Source organism: Mucilaginibacter metallidurans, from assembly GCF_003286435.2.
In the GTDB taxonomy this organism is placed as follows: domain Bacteria; phylum Bacteroidota; class Bacteroidia; order Sphingobacteriales; family Sphingobacteriaceae; genus Mucilaginibacter; species Mucilaginibacter gossypii.
Genome location: NZ_CP043449.1, coordinates 2,404,981 through 2,417,546, shown reverse-complemented (window position 1 = coordinate 2,417,546; position 12,566 = coordinate 2,404,981). Strand labels below are relative to the sequence as shown.

The 12,566-nt window shown below is 39.9% G+C and carries 11 protein-coding genes and 1 riboswitch; of the genes, 5 read left to right on the top strand and 6 right to left on the bottom strand.

The window, feature by feature from the left end:
- Positions 1–91: 91 nt before the first annotated feature.
- Positions 92–285: riboswitch (cobalamin riboswitch) on the bottom strand.
- Positions 286–327: 42 nt separating this feature from the next.
- Positions 328–1,587, top strand: coding sequence for a serine hydrolase (locus DIU38_RS10450; RefSeq protein ID WP_317132431.1), 1,260 nt, complete (start codon positions 328–330; stop codon positions 1,585–1,587).
- 66 nt (positions 1,588–1,653) lie between these two features.
- Complete coding sequence (locus DIU38_RS10445; RefSeq protein WP_112652289.1) at positions 1,654–2,388, top strand: SRPBCC family protein; 735 nt, start codon at positions 1,654–1,656, stop codon at positions 2,386–2,388.
- Positions 2,389–2,455: 67 nt separating this feature from the next.
- On the opposite strand, the gene DIU38_RS34845 is transcribed toward DIU38_RS10445, so the two are convergent.
- From DIU38_RS34845 to DIU38_RS33935, 6 genes are all read right to left on the bottom strand, one after another.
- The gene (locus DIU38_RS34845) at positions 2,456–3,529 is read right to left on the bottom strand and encodes an acyltransferase family protein (protein WP_167516137.1); all 1,074 of its coding nucleotides are present in this window, start codon (positions 3,527–3,529) and stop codon (positions 2,456–2,458) included.
- Positions 3,530–3,608: 79 nt separating this feature from the next.
- A complete protein-coding gene (rplT, locus tag DIU38_RS10435) occupies positions 3,609–3,953 on the bottom strand; it encodes a 50S ribosomal protein L20 (RefSeq protein ID WP_022829871.1) in 345 nt (114 codons plus the stop codon).
- An 81-nt stretch (positions 3,954–4,034) separates the two neighbouring features.
- Entirely contained in the window at positions 4,035–4,235 is a 201-nt protein-coding gene (gene rpmI, locus DIU38_RS10430; RefSeq protein WP_090525627.1) for a 50S ribosomal protein L35, read from the bottom strand.
- A gap of 81 nt (positions 4,236–4,316) precedes the next feature.
- On the bottom strand, positions 4,317–4,883 hold the full coding sequence (infC, locus tag DIU38_RS10425; protein WP_090525629.1) for a translation initiation factor IF-3: 567 nt from the start codon (positions 4,881–4,883) through the stop codon (positions 4,317–4,319).
- 1 nt (position 4,884) lies between these two features.
- Positions 4,885–6,810 carry a threonine--tRNA ligase gene (gene thrS / locus DIU38_RS10420; protein ID WP_112652291.1) on the bottom strand — a complete coding sequence of 642 codons (1,926 nt, stop codon included), beginning with the start codon at positions 6,808–6,810 and terminating at the stop codon, positions 4,885–4,887.
- A 230-nt stretch (positions 6,811–7,040) separates the two neighbouring features.
- A complete protein-coding gene (locus DIU38_RS33935; RefSeq protein WP_167516136.1) occupies positions 7,041–9,644 on the bottom strand; it encodes a M1 family metallopeptidase in 2,604 nt (867 codons plus the stop codon).
- Positions 9,645–9,861: 217 nt separating this feature from the next.
- Between DIU38_RS33935 and DIU38_RS10410 the strand changes: the two genes are divergently transcribed.
- From DIU38_RS10410 to DIU38_RS10400, 3 genes are all read left to right on the top strand, one after another.
- Entirely contained in the window at positions 9,862–10,812 is a 951-nt protein-coding gene (locus tag DIU38_RS10410) for a glycosyltransferase family 2 protein (RefSeq protein ID WP_112652292.1), read from the top strand.
- A 76-nt stretch (positions 10,813–10,888) separates the two neighbouring features.
- Positions 10,889–11,857 (top strand): glycosyltransferase, encoded by a 969-nt coding sequence (locus DIU38_RS10405; protein WP_112652293.1) that lies wholly within the window; start codon positions 10,889–10,891, stop codon positions 11,855–11,857.
- A gap of 5 nt (positions 11,858–11,862) precedes the next feature.
- Positions 11,863–12,564 carry a hypothetical protein gene (locus tag DIU38_RS10400; protein WP_112652294.1) on the top strand — a complete coding sequence of 234 codons (702 nt, stop codon included), beginning with the start codon at positions 11,863–11,865 and terminating at the stop codon, positions 12,562–12,564.
- Positions 12,565–12,566 lie beyond the last annotated feature (2 nt).

The following is a 12,566-nucleotide window of genomic DNA, read 5'->3' as shown; positions in this document are numbered from 1 at the left end:
CAGCCTTAATAGCATACACGGAAATGAATAAAATGAAAACACGCCAAACGAAGAGCATTCACATCCAAGCTTCAATCCCCGAAAGCTATGAATAACATATAATGCCTTGGCAGGTCTTCTGACTTGCTCCCCATTTTGCCTGGCCTTCCCCCTGTTTACAGAAAGTGACTTTATAGATTTGGCAACGGTTACGGAGCTTACAGCTGCGGGACAGTTACGGATTTACACCGTATTCCCTTTTAATTCATTAAGCAAATAATGAAACCTAAAGCGCTGCAAAAGTACAATAAGTATCCGTTAACCTCAAATTACATAACTATATTTATCATGATGAAATATCTCTGTATTTTACTGCTGATCATGAGCACACTTAACGGTTTTGCCCAGCAACCAGATACCATTTTTCTGAAGGGTTTGCTGCATGAACATCCCGAATTCTTTTCGGGTATCCTAAACCACCCCATACAAAATGAAGTACAGATACTATACACCCGGATAGACAGGGATAGAAACAACACCCCTCACTTTACCTCATATAGTTATCACCTCAACGCGCAGCATTATTTTTATCCGGCGAGTACAGTAAAACTTCCTACAGCCATATTTGCCCTTGAAAAGTTGAATGAGCTGAAGGTGCAAGGCTTAAACCCCAAGTCGGTGATGATTACAGATAGCTCATTTGCCGGCCAAACCAAGGTACGTGTGGACACATCATCTGCAACAGGTCTCCCATCTATTGAAAACTACATTAAAAAAATCTTGCTGGTGAGCGATAACGCTGCGTACAACCGCCTGTACGAATTTGTTGGCCGGGCGGAGATCAATCAAAAACTAAAAAAATATCACCTTGATAACACTCGTATTGTAGGCAGGCTGGCTATTGGCGATGCGGGAGAAAGCACCCGGCATACCAACCCTATTGATTTTTATAACGGCGATAAATTGATTTATCAGAAACCTGCATTGTATGATGCCTCGAACTACCCTATGCACCTGGAAAATATGTTGCAGGGCAAAGCCTATTTAGATAGCAGCGACCGGCTCGTCAATAAACCGCTTGACTTTTCTGAAAAGAATATTTACGCTCTTGCCGATCAGCAGATGGTGCTTAAACGATTGTTATTCCCGGAAACTTTCCCAAAAGCTGAGCGCTTTAACTTAACAGCAGACGACTATCGCTTCATTTATCGTTACATGAGCACCTTTCCCACCGAAAACACTAAACCCACTTATCACCGCCCCGAATATTTCCCAGCTTATTGCAAGTTTTTGTTTTATGGCGGGGATAGCACGGCAGTTATTAATCCCGATATCAGGATCTTTAATAAAGTTGGTGATAGTTATGGTTATGATATTGATAATGCATATATCGTAGATTTTAAAAACAATGTTGAGTTTATGCTCAGTGCAGTCGTGCAATCAAATGAAGATGGGATACTGAACGATAATAAATACGAGTACACAACGGTATGCCTGCCTTTCCTGAAAAACCTTGGCCAGGTGATATACCAATATGAACTCAAACGCCCTAAAAAATACCTGCCCCATTTAACTAAATTTAAATTTAACTATAGCCAAAAGCAATAAAAATTCACTTCAGGAAAACTTAGTAGCGCAAAGGGTGTTTTAAAAACGACAACTATTTAAAAACCTATGGCAACTACAATAGTAAAATATACCGACAACTTCCCTGTGCTTTATGGAGATGACCGCATAAACCTGAATTGGCCCGAACGCTTTACGTCCATCGCTGGTGGTATGAAGCTCGGTTTCTCAGGTTTTAAAAATATTTTCAAAAATCCATTTGCAAGTATCGTAAAAATAGGTGCCGGTGGCTATTTGTTAAACAGGGGTATCACAGGGCATTGTGAGCTTTACAAACGTATTGGTAAACTATCCACCAATCCCATAAATGTAAATATTCGTTCGTCGTTTATTGTGAATAAACCCCGGCAAAAGGTTTATGAATTTTGGCGCAAACTGGATAACCTGCCCCTTTTTATGAAACACCTGGAAAGTGTGGAGGTCATCGACTCTAAATATTCACACTGGGTTTTGAAGCTTCCCAAAAATGTAGCTACAATCAGCTGGCATGCCGAAATTGTTCATGACGAACCTAATGAAGTGATCGGCTGGAGTTCGCTGTCTGATTCGATGATTAACAATGCCGGTAAAGTACGTTTCCAGGATACGGTTGATGGGCAGGGTACCATTGTTGATGTAGTAATCAGCTATCAGCCCCCGGCAGGTGGTGTAGGCGCAGGCATAGCCAAAATACTAAACCCGGTATTCAAAAATATGGTTGATAAGGATATTCAAAACTTTAAACAGTATATGGATATCAATAACGATCCGGATGAATTTGTTGAAGTAATTGTCGTCAAATAAAAAAATAACACCTTTACCCCAGGGCGCTCAGGTAATACGAGCGCCTTTATTTCTCACAACAATAGCATCATTTACGGGTGAATTTTGATTTGAGTTTTAGAAAACGCCGTTCATAAAGATAATACGATAATAAAGGGACAGTAATCAAACCCAATACATTGTAAGGAAATATGCTTAATAGCATTTTACTATCCCGGCCAGTAAATAACTGCTGCCATATGTATATGCCATAGGATAGCATACCAATAAATGACAGAAATTTATTGTTTAACACCTTAAAAATCCAATCGTTTGCGGGTATGATATTGCTTAAAATTAAATAGCCGGTAATTACCGAAATCGCCAGGTTTACGTACAGTGATTTTAAGGTATAAAATTCGTCAAAGTGTAATCCAAACATTAATATTATAGCCAAAATATTGCCGGCTACCTTTGTTTGTTTGAGCCAAATTACCTTCAAAGTTTCTTTGGACGCCATCAACGCAAAAAAACAGCCGACACCAATTGATTGAAACTTTATAAAATAGTGAGTAAAACCGTAAATAATGCCACGATTCAAAACGGGAACAAACTGTTGCACTGCACACAACAGCGGCAATGTGAATACAATGCTGATAATGATATAATAAAATGCAGTTCTGTTTATCTTTAAAATAAAAGGAAAAAGAAGATAAAATTGTTCTTCAACCGATAATGACCAATAATGACTAAAGTAATAAGTGAAATCATGGCTGCGGAAATAGCTAAAATTCATTAGATATAATGCAGAGCCAAAAAATTGAATCCAGGAAATGTTTAAACTGTAGAAATGGTTTAATAAAAACACCACTCCAATATATAAATAGGCTAAAGGAAATATTCGCAAAAAACGCCTGATATAAAATTTTTTTAGCGATAAGCCACCTGTTACTTCTTTTTCTTTTAAACATAGGCTCGTAATTAAAAAACCACTTATTACAAAGAAAATGTTTACCCCCAACCCACCATTGAATATTGTAGTATAAAAATGATTATCAGATAACTGAAGGTGGTAAAATACAACCAGGATAATTGAAATGCCGCGAAATCCATTTAAGGAGTAATAATAGTTACTGCGCAATAAGCTGGATAAGACAGGCTGTCCCTCCTTGTGTGATGTCATACCGTAAAAATAGATACTCAAATAATTAAAACAAAAAAGGCCGCAAATTGCGGCCTCTCTCATGCATTACAATGCGATATTATTTTACTGCATCAACAACTGCTTTGAAAGCGTCTGGGTTGTTCATTGCTAAGTCGGCCAATACTTTACGGTTTAAACCGATTTCTTTAGCGGCTAATTTACCCATTAACTGAGAGTAAGAAATTCCGTGCTGACGGGCACCTGCGTTAATACGTTGGATCCATAAAGCCCTGAATTCTCTCTTTTTGGTTTTACGGTCGCGATAAGCGTATTGTAAACCTTTTTCAACTGTGTTTTTTGCAATGGTGTATACCTTGCTACGTGAACCCCAATAACCTTTGGCGAGGTTCATGATCCTTTTCCTGCGTCTTCTCGACGCTACTGCGTTAACTGAACGTGGCATCTTGTGTGTTTTTTGGTAGTGAGTGCCTGCATCTCGTGTGCCGGACTTAAAACTCTAATACCTGGTTTTAAAATTTGTGAATTACTTTCCGATACAAAGCATACGTTTTACGTTACCCATGTCGGCATCAGATACTAAGCTGGTTTGACCAAGGGCACGCTTACGTTTTGTCGACATCTTGGTTAAGATGTGGCTTTTGTATGCGTTTTTTCTTGCGATTTTACCTGTTCCAGTAAGCTTAAAGCGCTTTTTAGCACTGGAATTGGTTTTCATTTTTGGCATAACTCTATTTATTTGTGTTAGATATTAACGTTTCTCAACGTTTTATTTTCAAGCCCCGATCTTGAGACCGAGGTTATTTAATTACTTTTTAGCTGCTTTTGGTGCAAGGGTTAAAAACATCCTTTTTCCTTCAAGCTTCGGTAACTGCTCCACTTTACCAACTTCTTCTAATGCCTGGGCAAAGCGAAGTAGTAAGATCTCGCCTTGTTCTTTGTAAACAATTGCACGACCTTTAAAGTGTACATAAGCCCTTACCTTTTCGCCAGCTTCCAAAAACTTAATGGCATGCTTTAATTTAAACTCAAAGTCATGGTCATCAGTGTTAGGTCCGAAACGGATTTCTTTGATAACCGTTTGCTTGGCATTGCTTTTTATCTCTTTAAGCTTTTTCTTTTGCTCGTAAATAAACTTATTGTAATCAGTTACTTTACAAACCGGTGGTACGGCGTTAGGAGATATTTCAACCAAATCCAATTCCTGCTCCTGCGCTATTGCAAGGGCATCTCTTAATGAGTAAACTCCCTGCTCAACGTTATCACCTACAAGGCGAACTTCCTGAGCCCTAATGAATTGGTTTATGTTATGTTCGGCTTCTTTTTTCTTAAAAGGAAGCCTTGGTCCTCTATTGAAAGGTTTGTTTAATGCCAAGTTATACTGTTATTTCTTTAGTTATTTGTTCTTTAAAATCTTCTATGCTCATACTTCCCAAATCACCGGTACCGTGTTTACGTACAGAAACCAAGCCTTCGGCAGCTTCTTTTTCGCCCACAACCAGCATGTAAGGGATTTTTTTGACTTCAGCATCTCGTATCTTTCTGCCTATTTTCTCGTCCCTGAAGTCGATTAGCCCGCAAATATCGGAATCTTTTAATATATCAGAAACTTTTTTTGCATATTCTTCATATTTTTCTGATATGGGGAGTATAATGAACTGTTCGGGCGATAGCCACAACGGGAAATTACCTGCACAATGCTCAATTAATACTGCTATAAAGCGTTCCATCGAACCAAACGGAGCCCTATGAATCATTACCGGGCGGTGCTTTTGATTGTCGCTACCTGTATATTCCAGTTCAAAACGTTCAGGCAGGTTATAATCAACCTGAATAGTGCCCAATTGCCATTTACGACCAAGGGCATCTTTCACCATGAAATCGAGCTTAGGGCCATAAAACGCAGCCTCACCTAATTCCACAACTGTAGTCAATCCTTTTTCGGCTGCAGCCTCAATGATAGCGCTTTCTGCCAGGGCCCAGTTTTCATCTGTACCAATGTATTTTGCCCTGTTTTCAGGATCACGTAACGACACCTGAGCAGTGTAGTTTTCAAACCCCAAAGCTTTAAATACATACAATACAAGGTCAATTACTTTTTTAAACTCATCCTTTACCTGGTCCGGACGGCAAAATAAGTGGGCATCATCCTGAGTAAAGCCACGTACACGTGTTAAACCATGCAACTCACCACTTTGCTCATAACGATACACAGTACCAAATTCAGCAAAACGAACCGGCAGATCTTTGTATGAACGCGGTTTTGTTTTATAGATCTCGCAGTGGTGAGGGCAGTTCATCGGCTTTAAGAAAAACTCCTCCCCTTCCTGCGGGGTCTTTATCGGCTGGAATGAATCGGCACCGTATTTTTCATAGTGACCCGATGTTACATACAGATTTTTATGACCAATATGAGGAGTGATTACCTGCTCATAGCCTGCTTTTACCTGTGCTTTTTGCAAGAAATTTACCAAACGTTCGCGCAATGCAGTTCCTTTAGGTAACCACAATGGTAATCCCATACCTACCTTTTCCGAAAAAGCGAACAGTTCCAGTTCCTTACCCAGTTTGCGGTGATCGCGCTTTTTAGCTTCTTCGATCATGTGCAGATATTCGGTAAGCTCGCTGGCTTTAGGGAAAGTAACACCGTAAATACGGGTTAACTGCTTACGGGTTTCATCACCACGCCAGTATGCACCTGCAAGGCTCATCAGCTTAACCGCTTTTATAAAACCTGTGTTAGGGATGTGAGGCCCGCGGCACAAGTCGGTAAAATTACCTTGCGAATAAAAAGTAATAGCGCCATCAGGCAGGTCTTTGATCAGGTCAAGCTTGTACTCATCGCCTTTTTCTGTGAAATACTCAATAGCATCAGCCTTGCTCACCGGTTTGCGGATGTACTCCTCTTTAGTTTTAGCAAGTTCAATCATTTTATCTTCTATCTGCTTAAACTCGTCAGAAGATAAAACCTTGTCGCCAAAGTCAACATCGTAATAAAAACCTGTTTCAATAGCCGGACCGATACCAAATTTAGTACCCGGATAAAGGGCTTCCAAAGCTTCGGCCATTAAATGGGCCGATGAATGCCAGAAAGTTGACTTGCCGTCGGCATCATTCCAGGTTAATAATTTAACATGGGCATCCTGCTCAATAGGGCGGCTTGCGTCCCAAACCTGGCCGTCAACTTCGGCTGCTAATACGTTACGCGCTAAGCCTTCAGAAATCGACTGCGCGATTTGCATGGAAGAGATCCCTTTGTCATACTGACGAACGGATCCATCGGGAAGTGTAATGTTAATCATCTACAACTATGATTTAAAGTTTTATAAAATTACGTTTAAACGGTCACCTACAAAGTGACCCTCATTTTGTGGGTACAAAAATAGAATTTTAAATAGCATTTAACATCAAAGCAGTTTCAAATTTTTGTTTGATAGGGATTTTCAGACTCACACCATAGAAAATAAAATGGGGCGTCTTCATTTTCATATAAATTAAAAATGAAGATGCCCCATCAGTTTATGTATTGAGCCTACTTAAAAGCCTCGTTCGACGGATTTGAATTAACAGATGTTTCTTTAACCTTAAATTCAATTGGTTGCCCAACCAGGATGGCTTTTACAGAGAACGGAATTTTAATACCTCCGTTTATTCCTTCGTAGTTACCAAACTCAACAGTCAGGTCATTTGCTCCTTCAATGGTTTGTTTAAGCTTCAGTCCTGTTTTTTGGCTGTAATAATTATGGATATGAATCTCGGTACCTATATTGATATCAACCTCGTAGGCAAGCTCGTTATTTACCACTCTTAAAATAGGCTGCAGCGTTATATTTTGATTTATCCGTTCATAATCAAGTTCAGGAAACGGGCGGCTTTTAAGTTTGATCATTTTTTTAGCTGCATCATCAAGCTGTACATCCCTGTTAACCTGCCTTGCTTTTATGCTATCACCATTAAGTGTTATATGCGACACAACAAGGTTATTATATGAGGGTACTATTGCTTCCTGGTAGTACTTATCAGGCATTTTATACCGGGTTACCAATTGCACATCAGCGCCTTGTATATTGCCAACTGCCGATGTTTGCAGATCGCGAATATTCTTGAGTTTGTCGGCACCGCCAATGGCATCTAAATACGCCTTGATCACAGTACTTGCAGTTGTGCCTTGTGGAATTGGAAGCCCGCTGTATGAATTATTTTCGGGGTTAACATCAGGTAAATTATGATCAGGATCGATGGTTGCATAAGCAATTTTCGAGGTCGATTTGTATGGGAAGGTCCAGGTATCGCCGCGCTGCCAGATCTCAGCCGGAAGTTTTACAATGCCGGTTTTTCCGTTCTCTTCTTTAATTGATATGGTAACCGGCAATGCCATTTCTTCCAGGTTTACAATGGTGAGCATAGCACCTTTGGTGGCATCATTATCAGGATATGAAATATCCTTTATACCCTGATCAACTTTCCAGGTGGTGAAAAACCATTCGTTCCAAAACCAGCTCAGGTCCTCACCTGCGGCATTATCCATCGTATGGAAAAAATCCCAGGGGGTTGGGTGTTTAAACGCCCATCGTTTGATATAGGTTTTAAATGCATAATCAAAACGTTCTTCACCTAAGATCTGTTCTCGTAAAATAGTTAATCCTAACGCCGGTTTTTCATAAGCAGCAACTGCTAAAAAATCCTCCTGTATCACATCGGGCGTATTCATAATAGCCTCAGCACCTGGGCTAAATAAATAAGCGGCACTTTTTTGCTGATCGGGCTTGTCATAATATTCACCCTTGTTAAATACCTTGGTATCAACATTATTTAAAAAGGTGTTAAAACCCTCGTCCATCCAGGCGTATTTACGCTCATTTGATCCAACAATCATCGGGAACCAGTTGTGGCCAAACTCATGATTGGTAACTTCCCACAAACCTCCGTTTTGATTATTTGAGCCACAAAATACTATACCCGGGTACTCCATCCCTCCTACTATACCGGCCACATTAGTAGCTACAGGATAAGTATATTCAAACCATTTATCACTATACAATTCAATGGCGGCTTTAACATATTCGGTTGAGCGGCCATACGAGTTATTCCCTTTAGCTTCCACAGGGTAAACAGATTGGGCAAGCGCTTTTTTACCGCTTGGCAAATTGATGCGTGCAGCATCCCAAATGAATGCTTTTGAAGCTGCCCAGGCCACATCACGGGCGTTTTTACACATAAAATGCCAGGTAAGCGTCGGCTTTTTCGGGTAATCGGTATTATGTAAAATATCAGTCGAATCTTTAATAATAACTGTTTTATCACTCTTACGGGCTTCGGCCAAACGGTTTATCGAGGTAGGTGATAATACTTCAGCAGGGTTAAGCAGTTCGCCCGATCCTGCTACAACCAAACTTGCAGGTGCGGTAATAGTATAATCAAAATTGCCGTACTCCAAGTAAAACTCGCTTGCACCAAGATATGGTATGGTGTTCCATCCGGTTACATCGTCGTAAACTTCCATGCGTGGGTACCACTGCGCAATTTCATAGATCCAGCCATTTTTGGTATGCTGGCGACCCATTCTGTCGGTACCATATTCGGGAATATCAAAACCATAATCTATTTTGATCTGCAATTTGCTCCCTGCCGCGCGTAACGAATCTTTCAGCTTGATCTGCATACGGGTGTCAGTGATCAGGTAATCGGCTTTCAGCGTTTTGCCTTTGTTAATGATATAAACCGATTTTATTTCGGCACCTTTTGTATATGATTTATTTGCGAACCTTCCACCCGAAACATTGCTTGTTGCTTCGGCACGCGAATCATCCTTATAAATATTCTGATCTACCTGGAGCCACAAAAAGCCCAGCGCATCCGGGCTGTTATTAGTGTAAGTAATTAAAGTGCTGCCTTCTATCCGGTGTTTAGCGGTATCAAGCGTAACATCAAGCTTATAATCGGCCCGGTTTTGCCAGTATTTTGGACCTGGAGCACCACTGGCCGTCCTGAACTCACCGCCCCTTTCGGGGTAAAATATAGGGTTAAATACTTTATGCTGATCATACTTGGGTGCTGCCTGATCTGCATTTTGCGCTTTTACTTCACCGGCATAAATGCCTAAAAACAATAACAACGCGGCTTTGTAGAATTTCATTAACTGTGTTTTAATTGTGAGGGAAAGATATTAAAATATATTTGACTTGAAACGTAATTGCTTGGTTACGTAGTATCAGGCTCATTTGTTTATAACAATTACGAATAAACTATTTTGCTAAAATGGCCGTTGATACATTGTTGCAAATCAATCCCTATTTTTTATATTTTTGCGGATGATTTACGGCACATACAGTCGTTGATCGCAGCCCTAATAAATGGATATATCAGTTGTAGTACCTCTTTACGATGAAGTAGAATCATTACCCGAATTAACCACATGGATTAGCCGGGTAATGGACGAAAACCGTTTTACTCACGAGATAATTTTGGTTGACGATGGCAGCAAGGACGGATCATGGGAAATGATCAGGAAACTGCAAACCGGTAATCCCTTTATCAAAGGCATTAAATTCAGGCGTAATTATGGTAAATCTGCAGCCCTTAATACAGGTTTTATTGCTGCCAAAGGCAATGTGGTGATTACCATGGACGCCGATTTGCAGGATAGCCCGGATGAGATCCCGGAACTTTACCGCCGGATAACTGAAGAGAAATATGACCTTGTTTCGGGTTGGAAAGCAAAAAGGCACGATCCACTGAGCAAAACTATACCTACTAAACTATTCAACGCGGCAACCCGCCGTATGAGTGGCATCCATAACCTGCATGATTTTAATTGCGGTTTAAAAGCCTATCGTAATGTTGTAGTTAAAAACATTGAAATTTATGGCGAGATGCACCGTTATATCCCGGTTCTGGCAAAATGGGCCGGCTTTACCAAAATTGGCGAACAGGTTGTTGAGCACCGCCCTCGTAAATATGGCAAAACCAAGTTTGGCTTAAGCCGGTTTATCAATGGATTTCTTGATCTGCTTTCAATTTTCTTTGTAGGTAAATTTGGCAAGCGTCCGATGCATTTTTTTGGTACGCTGGGCACATTGAGCTTTTTTACGGGTTTGATTATGGCCATCTGGATAATTTGGGAAAAGCTTTACAATATAGCACACAACCTAAAATACAGGGATGTAACCACGAGCCCGCTGTTTTATATAGCATTGGTAGCTATCATATTAGGCTCACAATTGTTTTTAACGGGCTTTGTTGCCGAGCTTGTTTCACGCAGCGCAAGCGAACGTAACCATTATCAAATTGAGGAAACAATTTAATTAGATTTGAGATTTGAGACTTTTTGAATATTTGCCTCCTGTCTCATATCTAACATCTCACATCTATTCTAAAAACATGTTTTTTTCCATTATCATTCCTTTATATAACCGACCGCAGGAAATAAAAGAACTGCTGGAAAGCCTCACCTTGCAAACCTATCGCAATTTTGAGGTTTTGGTTATTGAAGATGGTTCTGTAAATGATGCTGAAGCCATAGTAAATACCTTTACCGATAAGCTTAACCTGCGTTATTTTAAAAAACGGAATGAAGGCCAGGGTTTTGCACGTAATTTTGGTTTTGAGCGTGCCAAAGGCGATTACTTTGTAATTTTTGATTCAGACTGCCTGATCCCTCCTGCTTACCTGCAAATTGTTAATGATTCGTTGGCGGCAAATTACCTTGATGCCTACGGCGGACCCGATGGTGCACATGAATCTTTTACCCCTACACAAAAAGCCATAAGCTATTCTATGACCTCCCCTTTTACTACCGGAGGCATTCGTGGTAATAAAAAAGGTATAGGGCAGTTTCACCCGCGTAGTTTTAACATGGGTGTTTCAAGGCAGGCCTGGGAAAAAGCAGGTGGTTTTATTATTACCCGTCTTGGTGAAGATATTGAATACAGTATCAGGATCCATTCACTAGGCTTTAAAATTGGGTTGATTCCCGACGCTATTGTTTACCATAAACGGCGTACTAACTTTTACCAGTTTTATAAGCAACTGCACTTTTTTGGGAGGGCCCGCATCAACATATCTAAGTTTTTTCCTCAAGAGTTAAAGCTGGTACATTTTTTTCCGGCTGCTTTTACAGTGGGTGTTATCCTTACTATTATTCTAAACCTATTTGGCTCTGTTTTAGCACCTGTAGGTAATTTTATACTGTTGATTTTCACTTTGTTAATTTTTTTCCATGCCTGGTGGAAAAATAAATCGGTAAAAATCGCATTTTTGAGCATTATAGCTGCCTTCACACAACTTATTGCCTACGGGTTAGGATTTATACAGGATTTTTGGAAGCGGAAAGTTTTAAGTAGATCATAAGCAATATGTACCACCCCTTTTCTGTAGCGGAGACCATTAAAACCGCATGGAATATTTTAAAGAAGAATTTTGCCATAATCTCGGTCTATTCGGTAGTTGCCATGATATTTGTGTTCATATCAGGCTTTGCCGTATTTTATTTTGATGATAATGCAATGGTGAGTTCTATTGGCTTTGTTGTGTTACTGGTTGAAATAACTTTCATATTCTTAGCATTTATAAAGCTGGTATTCAGATTAATGGACAAAGAATACTATGATTTTGATTTTAGCGAGATCATTCCTAAAATCAGGATGCTGGTAAGCTATCTTACGTTACTGGTACTGGTGAGTACATTAGCCGTTTTTGCAACCCACCTGGTTGAAGGTTTAAAAGAGGGTTTCGCCCAGGATTTTTTCAAATTTATTATCGGACTTATTGTTCAGTTCTTTTTTTTGTTCTATTTTCCTATTTGCACCTGTTTCATTGTTGATGACGCGTCGGGGCCGATAGAATCAGTAAAACAAAGCTTTTATTTGATAAAGGGGAATTTTTTAAAATATTTTTTGATCTTCATTATAATCGAAATATTGATGCTGGTTGCAGCAATCACCGTTGTAGGGTTAATAATAGCTATTCCATTTGCTAATATAATTTTGATGGCAGCCTATCGCAAACTGGTTTATAGCCACCTTGATGTGGATGATGACCTATCTGAAACCAATTAAAA